Source organism: Bacillus sp. Pc3 (assembly GCF_000815145.1).
GTDB classification, from domain to species: Bacteria; Bacillota; Bacilli; order Bacillales; family Bacillaceae; genus Bacillus; species Bacillus velezensis.
On the sequence record NZ_CP010406.1, the window covers coordinates 2382585 to 2397268 of the forward strand.

18 protein-coding genes are annotated in these 14684 nt (G+C 45.4%); 10 read left to right on the forward strand and 8 right to left on the reverse strand.

Annotated elements, in window-relative coordinates:
* Positions 1 to 73 precede the first annotated feature (73 nt).
* The 3 genes from SB24_RS11320 to SB24_RS11330 form a co-directional block, all read right to left on the reverse strand.
* Positions 74 to 628, reverse strand: a complete 555-nt coding sequence (locus tag SB24_RS11320; RefSeq protein ID WP_033574375.1) for an HAAS signaling domain-containing protein — start codon at positions 626 to 628, stop codon at positions 74 to 76.
* The gene (locus SB24_RS11325; RefSeq protein WP_015418447.1) at positions 629 to 943 is read right to left on the reverse strand and encodes a PadR family transcriptional regulator; all 315 of its coding nucleotides are present in this window, start codon (positions 941 to 943) and stop codon (positions 629 to 631) included.
* Positions 944 to 1203: 260 nt separating this feature from the next.
* Positions 1204 to 1977, reverse strand: a complete 774-nt coding sequence (locus SB24_RS11330) for an RsfA family transcriptional regulator (RefSeq protein WP_012118695.1) — start codon at positions 1975 to 1977, stop codon at positions 1204 to 1206.
* A 202-nt stretch (positions 1978 to 2179) separates the two neighbouring features.
* Between SB24_RS11330 and SB24_RS11335 the strand changes: the two genes are divergently transcribed.
* The 3 genes from SB24_RS11335 (at position 2180) to SB24_RS11345 (ending at position 4405) form a co-directional block, all read left to right on the forward strand.
* Positions 2180 to 2404, forward strand: a complete 225-nt coding sequence (locus SB24_RS11335; RefSeq protein WP_003151034.1) for a YuzB family protein — start codon at positions 2180 to 2182, stop codon at positions 2402 to 2404.
* Between the two features lie 159 nt (positions 2405 to 2563).
* Positions 2564 to 3865 (forward strand): HD domain-containing protein, encoded by a 1302-nt coding sequence (locus SB24_RS11340; RefSeq protein WP_003151035.1) that lies wholly within the window; start codon positions 2564 to 2566, stop codon positions 3863 to 3865.
* Positions 3866 to 3904: 39 nt separating this feature from the next.
* Positions 3905 to 4405, forward strand: coding sequence for a YwgA family protein (locus SB24_RS11345; protein ID WP_007407653.1), 501 nt, complete (start codon positions 3905 to 3907; stop codon positions 4403 to 4405).
* A 65-nt stretch (positions 4406 to 4470) separates the two neighbouring features.
* Here SB24_RS11345 and SB24_RS11350 read toward each other — a convergent pair whose 3' ends face one another.
* Positions 4471 to 5850, reverse strand: a complete 1380-nt coding sequence (locus SB24_RS11350) for an amino acid permease (protein ID WP_032865071.1) — start codon at positions 5848 to 5850, stop codon at positions 4471 to 4473.
* A gap of 384 nt (positions 5851 to 6234) precedes the next feature.
* Here SB24_RS11350 and SB24_RS11355 point away from each other — a divergent pair, with 384 nt between their 5' ends.
* On the forward strand, positions 6235 to 6654 hold the full coding sequence (locus tag SB24_RS11355) for a MarR family winged helix-turn-helix transcriptional regulator (protein ID WP_012118692.1): 420 nt from the start codon (positions 6235 to 6237) through the stop codon (positions 6652 to 6654).
* A gap of 37 nt (positions 6655 to 6691) precedes the next feature.
* Here the strand turns inward: SB24_RS11355 and SB24_RS11360 are convergent, their stop codons facing one another.
* Positions 6692 to 6880 carry a 2-hydroxymuconate tautomerase gene (locus SB24_RS11360; protein WP_003151042.1) on the reverse strand — a complete coding sequence of 63 codons (189 nt, stop codon included), beginning with the start codon at positions 6878 to 6880 and terminating at the stop codon, positions 6692 to 6694.
* 105 nt (positions 6881 to 6985) lie between these two features.
* Between SB24_RS11360 and SB24_RS11365 the strand changes: the two genes are divergently transcribed.
* The 3 genes from SB24_RS11365 to SB24_RS11375 all read left to right on the forward strand — a co-directional run bounded on the left by SB24_RS11365 (position 6986) and on the right by SB24_RS11375 (position 8751).
* Positions 6986 to 7645: a site-2 protease family protein gene (locus SB24_RS11365; protein WP_012118691.1), complete on the forward strand. Its 660-nt coding sequence runs from the start codon at positions 6986 to 6988 to the stop codon at positions 7643 to 7645.
* Between the two features lie 12 nt (positions 7646 to 7657).
* The gene (locus tag SB24_RS11370; protein ID WP_015418445.1) at positions 7658 to 8176 is read left to right on the forward strand and encodes a YwhD family protein; all 519 of its coding nucleotides are present in this window, start codon (positions 7658 to 7660) and stop codon (positions 8174 to 8176) included.
* Positions 8177 to 8319: 143 nt separating this feature from the next.
* Entirely contained in the window at positions 8320 to 8751 is a 432-nt protein-coding gene (locus tag SB24_RS11375) for a hypothetical protein (RefSeq protein ID WP_015418444.1), read from the forward strand.
* Between the two features lie 24 nt (positions 8752 to 8775).
* Here the strand turns inward: SB24_RS11375 and SB24_RS11380 are convergent, their stop codons facing one another.
* Positions 8776 to 10848, reverse strand: a complete 2073-nt coding sequence (locus SB24_RS11380; RefSeq protein WP_033574377.1) for a transglycosylase domain-containing protein — start codon at positions 10846 to 10848, stop codon at positions 8776 to 8778.
* A 199-nt stretch (positions 10849 to 11047) separates the two neighbouring features.
* Between SB24_RS11380 and speE the strand changes: the two genes are divergently transcribed.
* The 3 genes from speE to SB24_RS11395 all read left to right on the forward strand — a co-directional run bounded on the left by speE (position 11048) and on the right by SB24_RS11395 (position 13195).
* Positions 11048 to 11878: a spermidine synthase gene (gene speE, locus SB24_RS11385; RefSeq protein ID WP_003151052.1), complete on the forward strand. Its 831-nt coding sequence runs from the start codon at positions 11048 to 11050 to the stop codon at positions 11876 to 11878.
* A gap of 58 nt (positions 11879 to 11936) precedes the next feature.
* Positions 11937 to 12809 (forward strand): agmatinase, encoded by an 873-nt coding sequence (speB, locus tag SB24_RS11390; RefSeq protein ID WP_007407646.1) that lies wholly within the window; start codon positions 11937 to 11939, stop codon positions 12807 to 12809.
* Between the two features lie 167 nt (positions 12810 to 12976).
* Positions 12977 to 13195, forward strand: a complete 219-nt coding sequence (locus SB24_RS11395) for a helix-turn-helix transcriptional regulator (RefSeq protein WP_003151056.1) — start codon at positions 12977 to 12979, stop codon at positions 13193 to 13195.
* 590 nt (positions 13196 to 13785) lie between these two features.
* On the opposite strand, the gene SB24_RS11405 is transcribed toward SB24_RS11395, so the two are convergent.
* Positions 13786 to 14298 carry a stage II sporulation protein M gene (locus SB24_RS11405; protein WP_039253458.1) on the reverse strand — a complete coding sequence of 171 codons (513 nt, stop codon included), beginning with the start codon at positions 14296 to 14298 and terminating at the stop codon, positions 13786 to 13788.
* 43 nt (positions 14299 to 14341) lie between these two features.
* A complete protein-coding gene (locus SB24_RS11410; protein WP_007407643.1) occupies positions 14342 to 14623 on the reverse strand; it encodes a hypothetical protein in 282 nt (93 codons plus the stop codon).
* Positions 14624 to 14684: the final 61 nt, after the last annotated feature.

The window sequence follows — 14684 nt, forward strand, 5'->3', positions numbered from 1 at the left end:
TTTAGGGTAAAAGCCGTCAAAACCGAAGAACATGCTTCCGATCAGGCCGGCAGCGATTAAAATGAGAGCAATGCTATACCACATTTTTCGATTCAATGGTTTCCCTCCTTACAACGCTGACATTCCATTTGAAATAGCGCAAAAAGATGCGGAATATCAGTTTCGAAAGATCAAATCCGGCCATAAACACCGCCATACCCGCTCCAAGAACCATACACCCGTTAAAAATGGCTGTTATAATCGGCACTTTTACAAGGAGAAAGAATGATCCGGTCATCAGCATCAGGCCGATCGCCATCAAACTTAACACCGCAACAGAGGCAAAAAGAAACGGTGTCAGCATAAACATGAAGTTGAACATGCCCATCCCCAGCATCAGGCCGAATGCTTTGAAAAAGGAGCGCCATGTTTTCTGCTCCTCGGCATCACTGATGAAAATATCCGCTTTTAAGGCGCGCGCAAGTGTTTTGGGATTTCCTAAATTGCCGGCGATTTGTTCATCGCTTTTTCCTTCAGCGCCGCCCATTTGGAATATTTCGCCGATATCGGCGAGTATCTCTTTTTGCTCAAGTTCCGGCAGATCTTTTATTTCCCGCCGGAGATATTTTAAATATTGGTCTTTACACATTCATTTTCCCTCCTTAATGATGCTGTTCACTTTTTCGGACAGGTCAAGCCATTCCGATTTTAATGTGTGATGATATAAGGCGCCTTCTTCTGTTACTTTGTAATATTTGCGTGACGGGCCTTGATCGGAAGCTGCTGTATACGTTTTTAGGTAGTTATTTTTTGTGAGTCTTCGTAATATGGGGTAGATGGTGCCCTCCGATACAGGGAACGTTTCACTTATGATCTTGATTAATTCATAACCATATAAATCTTCATAAAGAAGCAGGGACAACACACAAAGTTCCAACGCTCCTTTTCGTAATTGGCTACTCATTTACTATCATTCCCATCATATCTAATAATTGTATTCTCTATACAGTGTATTGCACAGTAGCTAATCGATCAATAATTCCCAAGAACCATTTGGGGTGAGGAATTGAAGCTTTATGCTTATGTGCGGGCGGGGACCGAGATGCGCAGCCCTTGCGGGAAGAAGGCCTCCTGAACAATGTTTACATTAATATAGATCAGGATGCGCGTCATTGACAAATGGTAAAAACCCCTTTTTCCATGACAAGGAAAGGGGTTTTTTCGTTATTCGGCCATTTTTTCTAAATTGCCGTTCCGGTCCATTTTAAAGGACGGAGAGGCATGTTCGTCGTCTTCAAATAAAACTAGTTTTCTGGCTCTGTTCATAATTTTCACCAAGGTTTCGTAGTCTTCCTGAATGGTTTTTTGATCTTTTTCAAGCTTTTCGACGGCCGCTTCCAGCTGCTCGGTTTTAGACTGAAGTTCTTGGTTTTCCCGTTTTAAACGGTCATTTTCCATTTGCAGGGCGGAAGTTTGCTTTCCGCTTCCTTCATAGCTCTGCAGAAATTGAATGACGTCTGCCATTGTAAGCTCCGCCTTTTGGCTCGGCTGCTGAGGCGCCAGCAAATGTGATAAACTAGCTAACTCTTCCTTGAAGCTTTCATCGACATAAGGCATATGTTCGCCGGACATGACGGCTTGCCGATCCTCTTTTGGCGCTTCCGTTTGAACCGTCTCTTCGGCTGCGGTTTCCTGCATGATGTCCGCATCCGGCGCAGGCGGCTGATATAATAGTTTCTTCTTTGCCGGCTGGCCGTTTCCGAGCGCGCGCATCCGCTGTTTGCGCTGTTTTTTGGCGAGCTGAAGCGCTTTTTCGTATTGATGGCGGACGACGGCATTCCATCTGAAACCGCACGCTGCCGACGTTCTGTTTAATTTATCGCCTACCTCTTCAAAGGCGTTCAGCTGCGTGCTTCCTTCCCGAACGTGCCGAAGCACGGTTTCCGCAAGCAGCAGGTCATTTTCCTCCGACCAGGCGTCCTGTCTTTGTTTTGTCAATGTTCTCAACCCCCAATATCTTTGATGGTATTAGAATGTCCAGATTGGAAAATATTTATACAAATTGGCTGAAAGAATGAGAGATACGCAGAGCCTTGCAGGATAAGATGAATCCTTGTACAATGAGATGTGATGTGATTTTTTTCGTTTTTAAAATTAAGATTTAACATAGAGGAACATTGAATGAAGGGAAGCGTACATCATGGCTAATGAATTCCGAGTGTGTGATGATTGCCAGGCCACCAATATTAAGACTTTGCTGCCGCGTTTGAAAGAAGCTGACCCGGATGCAAAAGTGGAGGTCGGATGTCAGTCATATTGCGGGCCCGGACGCAAAAAATCGTTTGCTTTCGTAAACAACCGCCCGCTGTCGGCGCCGACTGAGGATGAGCTGATTGAGAAAGTGAAAAAGAAGATCAAAAAGTAAATGTGTATTTTACGACAGCCTCGCCCGATGGGTCAGGCTTTTTTGCTTCAAAAAATCAATGACGGAAAACTGGAACAAAACGCCGGACAAATTCAAGGATGTTTTCAAATTACAGAGCCGATATAATAGAATCACGGCTAAAAAAAAGAGGGAATGACGATGGCGTATCCAAACGGAAAATTATCAGAAGAAAAAGTGTTTAAAGATCCCGTTCACCGCTATGTTCATGTGCGGGACAAGCTGATCTGGGATTTGATCGGCACCCGTGAATTTCAGCGGCTGCGCCGGATCAAACAGCTCGGTACGACGTATTTGACGTTTCACGGCGCGGAACACAGCCGTTTTAACCATTCTCTCGGCGTCTATGAGATTGTCAGACGAATGGTTGATGATGTTTTTAAAGGGCGTCCTGAATGGGATGACAATGAACGCGAACTCTGTCTCAGCGCCGCGCTTTTGCACGATTTGGGACATGGGCCGTTTTCGCATTCCTTTGAAAAGGTTTTTCATCTGGATCATGAAGACTATACGAGGGAAATCATTCTCGGCGACACCGAGGTGAATCAGGTTCTCAGAAAGGCGGGACCGGGATTTCCGCAGGATGTTGCCGAAGTCATTGCCAAAACATACAAAAACAAACAGGTGGTCAGCCTGATTTCGAGCCAGATTGACGCCGACAGGATGGATTACCTTCAGCGGGACGCATACTATACGGGCGTCAGCTACGGACATTTTGATATGGAACGGATTTTAAGGGTGATGCGTCCGCGAGAGGACCAAATCGTCATTAAGCAAAGCGGCATGCACGCCGTCGAAGACTATATTATGAGCCGCTATCAAATGTACTGGCAGGTGTATTTTCATCCCGTGACGAGAAGCGCTGAAGTCATATTGACGAAAATTCTCCACCGTGCGAAGCAGCTCCATGAAGAAGGGTATATATTCACTCATGCTCCCGTTCATTTTTATTCCATTTTTGAAGGGAAGCTGACGCTTGCGGATTATCTGAAGCTTGATGAAGCCATCATTTTATATTATTTCCAGGCTTGGGAAGAAGAAGAGGACCCGATTCTGTCCGACTTGTGCCGCCGCTTCATTAACCGCCAGCTGTTTCAATATGCCGAATTTAACCCCAATGAGGAAATGTCGGCTTATTTTGAACTGACCGCTCTGTTTAAAGAGGCGGGAATTGATCCCAATTACTATTTAGTGGTCGATTCTTCATCGGATCTGCCGTATGATTTTTACCGGCCGGGTGAAGAGGAGGAGCGTCTGCCGATTCACCTGTTAACGCAGAACGGCCAGATCAAAGAGCTGTCCAGGCAGTCCGCCATTGTCGAATCCATTTCGGGCAAACGCCGGACGGACCATAAGCTCTACTATCCGATGGACCTCATTTGCGACGATTCAGAAAACCCTGAAGCAAAATTAAAAATCCGGCAGCTGCTGGGACTGACATAGAAGGATTTTGGTAAAGAAGGAAAAGGAGATGTCGGGAATTTGTTGAAAGAACATGCAAAACTGATGAAGGTGTTCTCGGATTCTGGAGAAATCATCGGGCGGAAAAAGCTGCAGAAAATCATTTATATCGCGAAGAAAATGCAGTATCCTTTCTACGAAAAATATGATTTTCATTTTTACGGCCCGTATTCCGAAGAACTGACGCTTCGAATTGAAGAGCTGTGCAATCTTGGGTTTCTGGATGAGGTGAAGGAAAAAAAGGGCGGCTACTTTCAATACCGGTACTCGCTGACGGAGACGGGAGCCGAGTTTTTACATCATGCGGAGCTTACGATGCCGGATATGAAGAAGTACATCGACAGCGTCAACAGCCGCTCATCCCGGTTTTTGGAGCTGGTGTCTACGATTTTGTATTTTGACGGCCTTGAAGCTGAGGAAAAGAAAGAGAAAGTGTTTACGATAAAAAGCAAACAGAAATATACGGATGAAGAATATGATGAGGCGCTTCACTACATAGAAGAGCTGAAACACATTTGTTAAAGGCGATGGCTTTCGTCTTTTTTGATGAAAAAACCAGGCCGCACATAAAGCGGGCCTGGTTTTGTTTATTGTCTCAATTTGCTGTGCTTGTACGAATATAAAAAGTAAACGATGACGCCGATGATCAGCCAGACGGCAAAATAAAGCCACGTTTTCAGCGGCAGATTGACCATTAAAAACAAACAGCAGATAATGGCCAAAATCGGCAGTACGGGTACAAAAGGCACTTTAAATCCCCGCGGCAGATCCTTATGGGTGCGGCGCAGAATCAGCACGGACAGACTGACCATGGCAAATGTCAATAGCGCGCCGATGTTTGAGAGATCCGACAGCTCTTTCAGATCTACAAAACCCGCGATGCAGGCGCTGATCAGTCCGATCAGCCACGTATTAAAGATCGGCGCTCCCGATTTCTTTCCGACAATGGTAAAGACTTTCGGCAGCATTCCGTCTCTTGCCATCGCAAAAGATATACGGGTCGCCGCATAGGTATGGGCGAGAACGACGGCCATCAGTCCGATCACCGCACCGGCAGCGATAACGCCCGCCACCGCGTTTTGTCCGACAGACTGCAACACATAAGACATGGCTTCCGGCACATTAAGCTGTGAATACGGGACCATCCCCGTCATGACGAGACAGACGATGACGTATACCAATGTACAGATCACCAGTGAACCGATAATACCGATCGGCAGGTTGCGCTGCGGTTTTTTGACTTCTTCAGCCGAAGCGGAAATCGCGTCAAATCCGAGAAACGCAAAAAAGACGGCAGAAGCCCCCGTAATGACGCCTTTGATTCCAAAAGGCATAAAAGGATGCCAATTGCCCGGCTTTACAAAAAAGCTTCCTGTGATGATAAACAGCAAAACAATTCCGATTTTTACGAGAACCATTATATTATTAAAGGTTTTGCTCTCCTTGGAGCCGCGTGACAGAACGACGGCAATTAATAGAGTAATGATGATGGCAGGAAGGTTGACGATGCCCCCCTGGCTCGGCACGTGCAGCAGACTGTCCGGCAAAGGCATGCCGATTTCGGCTAACAGATTATTAAAATAACTTGACCAGCCGCTTGCCACCGCCGACGCCGTCACCATATAAACGGATAAGAGCGTCCAGCCCATTAAATGGCCGACAATTTCTCCCATGGTAGTGTAAGAGTAAATATAGGCACTTCCGTAAACCGGGAGAACAGAAGCGATTTCGGCGTAACATAATGCTGCAAGGCTGCAGACAACGGCTGCAATGATAAAAGAAAAGATTACGGAAGGCCCGGCGTTTTTCGCGGCCGTAATGCCTGTAAGAACCATGACGCCCGTCCCGATGACGGCGCCGATGCCCAGTAATGTTAAATCAAATCCACCCATCGTTTTGGCAGTCTGCCTGTTTCTGCTTTGTTCAAGCAGCTGGGTGATGTCTTTTTTTTGTAGGATATTCCGCAACACGCATCCCTCCATCCAAAAGTAAAAGCCAAGAGGGCCTCTTTGGCTTTTACCCGTGTCACATCTTCTGTGTAATCGACAATCCTGTGTTCTGTTTCCCCGTCTGTTCCGTTTCTTTTCCAGTCATATTGTCTGCCGCATCCGATCAGATTATCCTTTCCGTCAAACGCAGTCACCCTTAATGATTTTACCTGAATCATGTCTATAAAACCAGCATTGCATAAAATGGATGGGTAAAAAAGCAGGAGATAATAGTCTGTATAGGGCAGGATAAAAGTTGTGGGCTTTCCGGCGGGAATTTTGACTTTCTCCGTAAGGTATCAGTAAAATGTAATAAAAAACAAACAATGATGATGGATGCATCTTGAAATGGGGAGTTTCTGCATGAAGCACGATATATTGCAAGCAAATGTACTGGATTACGCGCTCACGAAATATTTAAAGAGCACGAAAAAGCTTGATGAGGCGACAATTCCGAAGAGTATAAACAATATCAGAGGATTTATTCTCAGGATTATTTACCGACATGGCACGTGCACGATTAAAGATATATTGCAGGAAGTCACATTATCGCCTTCAGCCACGACAACCGCTCTGAATCACTTAGAAAAAGAGGGTTTCGTGGAAAGGTCGAGAAATAACGAAGACCGACGCACGGTATGGATGACGCTTTCCGAATCGGGAAAAATGGCGGCCATGCAAATGATTGAAAACCGGCAGATGCTCATTGACGAGCTGTTCGAGGCATTAACAGAAGAAGAAAAGAATACCTTTTTCAGCCTCGTTGAAAAAGTAATGAAATAAGCCGGCCTGACATAGCAGCGCCGGCCGTTATCAAGGATTACTCCGTATCGCTGATCCGTTTGCCGGCGACGGCGTAATGATCCTTTCTCATTTCTTCAATCATGACAATGATCTTTTCTTCGGCTGCGCCTGTCGTTTCTTTTACGGCTTCTGTCACTTTTTCAACCAGATTCCGTTTTTGTTCATCTGTGCGGCCTTCAAGCATTTTAACGGTTACGAGCGGCATGGTGCTGATCCTCCTTTATCGTTTCCTCTCTTTGGAAGAGAGGTCACTTATAGTATACTGAATGAAGGACAATCTTGCATTTTTTAAAAAAGGGGATTTTTACATTTGGACAGATTTTTATATTATCCGCTGGAGCTTATGCCCTATGTCGTGATTACGCTGATTGTGGCATTTACGATGCATGAACTGGCGCACGCGTATGTCGCGTATCGGTTCGGAGACGATACCGCGGCGAGACAGGGCAGATTAACGCTCAATCCGATTAAACATCTTGATGTTTTCGGAACGATTCTAATTTTGGTCGCGGGTTTCGGCTGGGCCCGTCCGGTGCCGGTGAACCGCCGCGCCTTTAAAAGACCGCGGCTGGCGGGAGTGCTGGTTTCCGTCGCCGGGCCTGTAAGCAACCTGCTTCTTGCCTTTATCGGTTTCTTTTTGCTAGTGTTGATGCATGCTTACGGAATGGAGCTGCTTTCTGCATTCAGCATGGGGCTTGACCGCTTTTTCTCTATTTGGATTCAGCTGAATCTCGCGCTGTGTTTATTCAACCTGCTGCCGCTTCCTCCGCTTGACGGCTACCGGATTATTGAGGATCTCGTGCCGCCGGGGGTGCGCGCCAAAATGACTCAGTTTGAGAGCTACGGGATTATCGTGTTTCTCGTGCTGTTTGTGACACCGGTCGGCTCCTATGTCGTGTGGCCGCTGTTAAGCGAGGGGAGAGACTGGATTCTCAAGGTATTTGCCATTATATTTCAACCGCTTTTGTAGGAGGGTATTTTCATGGAAGAAAAAAAGAAGAAAACAATCGGATTTAATATTATTAAAAGTGATCCGACCGACGGACATGGCGGTTTTGGCGCCGGGGCGCTGAGCCTTGACAATATTTCTCCGGTATTTGTCGATGTGGAAGAGAAGGAAGCCTTCGTTGACATCGGCGCCATGCATGCCCGCAGTGTCGTTGAAAAAGGCATCAAATTCCTGCCGAACAAAGATGAAGTGCCGAACGGAAAACCGTACTGGCTCGTGTGGGTCACCATCGACAGAAAAGAAGAAGGCCCTTATTACGCGGGTGTGACGGCTTGTGAAATGACCGTGGACAGAAGTATCCGCAGAGGCTATAAGTCATTGCCGGAGCATGTGAATTTAATGGATAAATCAATGAAACGCTGCATTATCGTGGACAAAATGGACGCCAGCTCAAAGCAGGTGCTTGCTGAATATCTGCAGAAGCATGACCAAGGGCTCTGGGAACGTTCATCCGATGAATTGAAAACAGGTCTGCTTCCGGAAGAAAAATAATTTGTGAACTTTTTGTGAACTTTATAAATATTTGCACTATTTTGCAATTGTACTGAGTAAACTGTTGATACAGAATCAGGACATGGAAAGTCCCGAGCCGAACCAAGACTCGGGGTTTTTCATGTTTACGCGGAGGTTTCATCATGTTCACCGTCTTTGAAATCGGGCCATGGGTCATTGAAGCAGATGCGGCGGAAACGAGAAAACAATACGAAAAATCATGGCCTGATCCTTGCGATTGCGGGAGCTGCCGGAACTTTTCCGAGGCGGTGAATCTCCTTCCCGCCGAGATAACAAGATTGTTTACGCAGTTTGGGATTCGTCCGGCTGTCTGTCACGACTTGGGGGAGCATGGAAAGGAAAACGGCCTGCATCACTATGCGGGCAGCTATCCGATTGTCGGCAGGCTTAGGGAAGGCTGGCCGAAGTTTCATATCGAGAGGGCGGGAGATATCCGCTTTTCGTTTTCATTGCCGAGTACAACATTTTTTATACCGAAGGGTTTTCCTGACCCTATTATCCATCTCGACTTTTCACTCTTGCTCCCATGGGTGCTTGAGGAAGACGCGGATTAAAGCCCGGCGCGCAATGCACCGGGCTCAGTCTTTTTTGCCGAGCCACTTATCCCACCACTTTTTGCGCGGAGCTTCTTTGCGGGCGGGGGCGTGTTCCTTTTCTTTTTTAGAAGGTTCCGGTCCGTAGCACACATCCGCGGGCTCAGTGCCTGCGATGAAATACGTATAATGCTTTGCGGCGCAGCCGGGTCCCGAAGTGTAGCCGGAAGCGGGATCGATATAGACGCCCGTGACGCCCTTCGGCGGTTTAAGCGCTATTTCCGGTTCTCCTTCGAGCGCCTTCTCCATAAAGTCCGCCCAAATCGTCTTCGCATAGCTTTTTTCCTCTACTGAATCAATCGTGCTGCTTTTGTCATAGCCTGTCCATACACCGGCGGCAAGAGCCGGGTTAAAGCCGATCATCCAGCTGTCTGCGCTGGTCGTGCCTGATTTACCGCCATAGGTTCGGGTCAGCCGGTCCGAAATGGTGCGTCCCGTGACGGAAGTATAGCCGTTTAAATCCTGATCAAACATGCCCGTCATCATGCTCGCCGTCACAAAAGCGGCTTTTTTATCAAGCGTCTGCTGATGTCCGCGCGGCTGTTCATACAAGACGTTGCCGGCGGTATCCGTCACTTTTGTGATAAAGGAAGGGGTGATTTGTTTTCCCCCGTTTGCGAGCATCGCGTAGGCATTAACCATCTCAATCGGGCGCACGGGTTCAGTTCCGAGCGCCAGAGACGGAAGAGGCTTTAAATGTTCGCTGATGCCGAATTCCTTTGCCGCCGACACGAGCTTATTCATGCCGAGAAAGAGATGGGTCTTCACGGCATAAATGTTGTCTGATAATGCAAGCGCCTGAAGCAGCGTAATCGGTTTATTGGCGTAGTAGCCGTTGTAATTGCTTGGAGAATAAGTATCTCCGTTGTCGTCAATCTTGAACTCTGTGGCTTCGCTTTTCATCAGCGTGACCGGTGTAAAGCCGCTTTGAATCGCTTTGTAGTACAAAAGCGGCTTGATCGTGGAAGCCGGCTGCCGTTTCGCCTGTGTCGCCCGGTCAAACGGGCTTTTTTCGTAGTCACGTCCGCCGAGAAGCGCAAGCACGCGCCCTGTTGCCGGATCAATCGCGGAAAAGCCGACCTGAATGTCAGAGCCGGTACGGATCGTATGTGCCACAGTGTTTTCCGCAATCCGCTGCATGCGCTTATCAAGCGTCGTATAAACACGCAATCCGCTCGTTGCCAGCTGTTCGCGCGTCATGCCTAGCTTTTTCTCGAGTTCTTTCATCGCATCATCGTAAAAATAAGGCGCCGTTTTCGCCGCGGTTCTGTTTTTCAGCGGCTGATAGGCAAGCGGCGTTTTCTTAAGCCTTTCCGCCTTTTCTTTTGAGATCATTTTTTGGCCGATCATCAGTCGGAGAATGGTTTCCTGGCGCTGTTTGGCCTTCTTTTCGCTGACATATGGCGAATAGCCGGACGGGCCTTTCGGTATGCCCGCCAAAAGCACGGCTTCCGCATCGTTCAGATCTTTGGCGTGTTTGCCGAAATACAGGCGCGAGGCGGCTTCAATTCCATATGCGCCGTGGCCGTAATATATCGTATTTACATAACCTTCTAAAATCTCGTTTTTAGAATAGTTCTGTTCAAGGCGGATCGTGTAAAATGCTTCGTTCCATTTTCGTTTCCATGTCTTATCATGCTCAAGGTAGAGATTTCTCGCGTATTGCTGGGTGATGGTGCTTGCGCCCTGAACCTTGGCCATTGCCTTTATGTCAGCCAGCGCGGCGGCGGCCATCCGCCGGTAATCAAAACCGTGGTGGTTGTAAAAGTTTTGATCCTCCACCGCAATGGCGGCCTGCACCGCTATCGGATTGATATCTTTTAACCGCACCCAGTAGCGCTTTTCCCCGAAATCGGTCTCACCTAGCTTTGAGCCGTCATTTGCATAAAGAATCGTAGACTGAGGAACCCGGACGGAGGGGGCCCCCTGCCATTTCGCTGCAAGAAGAACGGATGTGAAGCAGACGCCGGCCAGCATTCCGCCGATCAGTGTCAGAAAGATGCAGGCGCGGATGATTTTGAATGTGATTCTGAGCTGTTTTCCAGATACTTTATCCACTTTTGGGAACCCCCTTTTTCATGATTCTATTATTATGTGAAAAAAGGGGGTTTTTTAAACATATCAAACCGGACACTTCTTTACTTTTTCCCCTCCATCCTCTATACTTTTTCCTTAGGTGAAAATGAGATTTTAACCGGAATAAAAGCGATACAGACGCTTACAATAAATGAAATAAGCCTTGAAAGGGAGATGACAATTGAGCGAGCTTTGGTATACGGAGAAGCAGACGAAGAATTTCGGCATTACATTAAAGGTGAAACAAACATTACATACGGAACAGACGGAATTTCAGCATCTGGAAATGGTGGAGACAGAAGAATTCGGCAACATGCTGTTCTTAGACGGAATGGTCATGACTTCTGAAAAAGACGAATTTGTCTATCATGAAATGGTTGCGCACGTTCCGTTATTTACGCACCCGAATCCGGAAAACGTCCTCGTTGTCGGCGGCGGAGACGGCGGTGTCATCAGAGAGATTCTGAAGCACCCAAGCGTAAAAAAAGCGACGCTTGTCGACATTGACGGCAAGGTTATTGAATACTCTAAAAAATTCCTTCCGTCCATTGCGGGCAAGCTTGATGATCCGCGCGTCGACGTGAGAGTCGATGACGGTTTTATGCACATCGCGAAATCAGAGAATGAGTATGACGTCATCATGGTTGATTCAACAGAACCGGTCGGACCGGCCGTCAATCTGTTCTCAAAAGGCTTCTATGCCGGAATTTCCAAGGCGTTAAAAGAAGACGGCATCTTCGTCGCGCAGACGGACAACCCGTGGTTTACACCGGAACTGATTACAAACGTTCAGCGTGACGTGAAAGAAATCTTCCCGATCACCCGCCTGTATACGGCTAATATCCCGACGTACCCGAGCGGCCTGTGGACATTTACGATCGGTTCTAAAAAGTACGATCCGCTTGAAGTGGAGGACAGCCGTTTCTTTGACATCGACACGAAATATTACACGAAAGAGCTTCACAAAGCGGCATTTGTTCTTCCGAAATTTGTGAGCGACTTAATCAAATAAAAACGTACGGCGCAGGAGCGAATCTTGCGCTTTTTTACAGGAAAGCGAGGGTTTTATCATGAGGTTTGATGAAGCATATTCAGGAAAAGTATTTATCGCAAGCCGCCCCGACTGGAAAGAGGCGGACGCCATCCTTTACGGCATGCCGATGGATTGGACGGTCAGCTACCGTCCGGGTTCACGATTCGGCCCGGGGAGAATCCGCGAGGTGTCTATCGGTCTTGAAGAATACAGCCCGTATCTCGACCGTGACTTAGCTGATTTGAATTTCTTTGACGCCGGCGACATTCCGCTTCCGTTCGGCAATCCGCAAAGAAGCCTTGATATGATTGAAGAATACGTGGACAGCATTTTAGAAAAAGGAAAGTTCCCGCTCGGCATGGGAGGGGAGCACCTTGTATCATGGCCTGTCATAAAAGCCATGTATAAGAAATTTCCGGACCTTGCCATCATTCATTTTGACGCGCACACCGACCTGCGCACGGATTATGAAGGCGAACCGCTTTCCCACTCTACTCCGATCCGCAAAGCGGCCGAGCTCATCGGGCCGCAAAACGTATTTTCATTCGGCATCCGTTCCGGAATGAAGGAAGAATTTGAATGGGCGAAAGAAAACGGCATGCACATTTCTAAGTTTGAAGTGCTTGAGCCACTGAAAAAAGTGCTGCCGCAGCTTGCGGGACGCCCTGTTTATGTCACCATCGATATCGACGTTCTTGATCCCGCTCATGCGCCGGGAACGGGCACGGTTGACGCAGGAGGCATCACGTCTAAAGAATTGCTCGCGTCCATCCATGAAATCGCGCGCTCAGAAGTCAGCGTAAAAGGCGCTGACCTCGTAGAAGTCGCGCCGGTCTATGACCACTCAGAACAAACCGCAAACACGGCAAGCAAGATGATTCGTGAAATGCTGCTTGGGTTTGTGAAATAAAAGAATTTCCCCCGCTTGAAACATGCGGGGGATTTTTATATTGTATATAAACTACTTAGAAGTTAGTAAAAGCAACATATTATTTTACCATTAATCATTGATGTTATTGATAAAAATTATATAATAGGGTATTATTTAGTAAATACATCTTTAGAAAGGAAGTTAGAATGAAAACAGCAGTAGAAAATGAATTGGAATTAAAAAAGATTGAAATTTCAGTAATTAAACTGATAATTGCTGAAAAACCTAATAAAGAGATCGCTAAGTCATTAAACTACTCGCAGCGTAATGTCGAATATATCATAGCCGGTCTCTGTAAAAAGTGGAATGTGAGTACTAGAGTCGGTATTGTTTCGGAAGCATATAAAAGGAACTGTATACAGTGAACGAAATGAAAGAAAAACCCCTATTGAGGGGGTTTATTTATATATGCTAAAAAAACATTCTATACAGGAATGCCGTAAAAATAAAAACTGAGATTGTCAGGTAGTTCAAATTTGTTCTCCATTTCAGAAGAATAAACAAAAGAAATAAGTATGCAATATTGAACAAATCAAAGATAGAAAAAATCAAATGATTACTTGTGAAAAATAAACTAGTATTTGGATGTTCTGCGAAAATGTTTTTGAATGATATAAGAAAAAACTTAATTGCGACCGGGATGTTAGAAAACATAAATAGGGAATAAAAGGTTTTAATCTTAATTTGAGCGCCAAGAAAATTTATAATGAGAAATAATACAAATCCTTCAAAAATCACCCCGAACATTAAAAGAAACAGTGCGGCTATCGCAATGATATAATCTAAATGTTTTACTTGCTCAACAACTTGTATAGGGATGTTTTTGGGAATTAAACTTTTCATAAAAGGTAAAAGGGAACTTAAATAAAAAGCTAACCCGATAATATAAAACAAAAACGAGGACAAAAAATTAATGTTTCGTTCCTTAAATGAGGATAATTCAATTTGCATAATCTTAAGAGGCTCCTTTTATAAAGATAGGTGTAAGAAATGTTTCTAACATAGCTGCTATCATTAAACCGAGAAATATAATACCAATATATTTAAAAGTGAATTTTAAATTTATTTTGAGGAGTAATAAATCCAAAGTTAATTTCATTCCTACAGAGGCTGCAAGAAGCAATACCGGCACTTCAATTATTCCATGGGGAATAACAAGCAGTAAAAGGTTTAAATTGTCTTTGATGTTTCCTATCGCATTCCCTAAAATTAATCCATTAATAATTAAAACAGCAACCGTGCCAAGCGACAGCGTCAACGGTCCTAAAAAAACAAGCAGACTCGCTACTTTAATATTATTAAAGAAAATCTGAAAAAAATCCGGACGGATATTTCGATTTAGATTATTTACATTTGAAGCGGGATCTGTATAAAAATATGCTGTAAATAAAGCAATTAAAAATAAGATCAGACAGAGTATGTACAATTTGACTAAAACGTTCTTTTTAAACAAAGTATTTTCATCCATTCGTTTAAGGGACTGCCAGGGATATTGAATTTAATGTTTTATATTAAGCTGCTGCTGTACTTGCTGCAGCCAATTGTTCTAAAACGGCTAATGGCAAGCCTGCACCAAGAGATCCTAAAACAGTAATGATAGCCAGGACTGAACCCGTTGCAGTGATAGCACTGACAATCCAACTAGGAGCTATTATTCCAGCTCTGTTTAAAATATCGATGACATCCATGCTTAAATGATTATGTTTTATACTGAAAAGAGCGAGAACAATGATTCCTGATGCTACTAATGTAAAAATCGCTTTACTATTTTGTGTTTTTAAAAGTAGACTCATTTTTTCCTCCAATTTTTTCAATATCCCCAGCAAGTTAAATAATAAAATATATTGGAAGCTA

Bases quoted from the DNA above. Each gene is read 5' to 3' on its own strand.
- SB24_RS11410 (WP_007407643.1), bottom strand. From the start codon at position 14,623: ATGAGTCTACTTTTAAAAACACAAAATAGTAAAGCGATTTTTACATTA.
- SB24_RS11340 (WP_003151035.1), top strand. From the start codon at position 2,564: ATGGCGTATCCAAACGGAAAATTATCAGAAGAAAAAGTGTTTAAAGAT.
- SB24_RS11355 (WP_012118692.1), top strand. From the start codon at position 6,235: ATGAAGCACGATATATTGCAAGCAAATGTACTGGATTACGCGCTCACG.
- SB24_RS11320 (WP_033574375.1), bottom strand. From the start codon at position 628: ATGTGTAAAGACCAATATTTAAAATATCTCCGGCGGGAAATAAAAGAT.
- SB24_RS11360 (WP_003151042.1), bottom strand. From the start codon at position 6,880: ATGCCGCTCGTAACCGTTAAAATGCTTGAAGGCCGCACAGATGAACAA.
- SB24_RS11375 (WP_015418444.1), top strand. From the start codon at position 8,320: ATGTTCACCGTCTTTGAAATCGGGCCATGGGTCATTGAAGCAGATGCG.
- SB24_RS11405 (WP_039253458.1), bottom strand. From the start codon at position 14,298: ATGGATGAAAATACTTTGTTTAAAAAGAACGTTTTAGTCAAATTGTAC.
- SB24_RS11395 (WP_003151056.1), top strand. From the start codon at position 12,977: ATGAAAACAGCAGTAGAAAATGAATTGGAATTAAAAAAGATTGAAATT.
- speB (WP_007407646.1), top strand. From the start codon at position 11,937: ATGAGGTTTGATGAAGCATATTCAGGAAAAGTATTTATCGCAAGCCGC.
- SB24_RS11335 (WP_003151034.1), top strand. From the start codon at position 2,180: ATGGCTAATGAATTCCGAGTGTGTGATGATTGCCAGGCCACCAATATT.
- SB24_RS11370 (WP_015418445.1), top strand. From the start codon at position 7,658: ATGGAAGAAAAAAAGAAGAAAACAATCGGATTTAATATTATTAAAAGT.
- SB24_RS11325 (WP_015418447.1), bottom strand. From the start codon at position 943: ATGAGTAGCCAATTACGAAAAGGAGCGTTGGAACTTTGTGTGTTGTCC.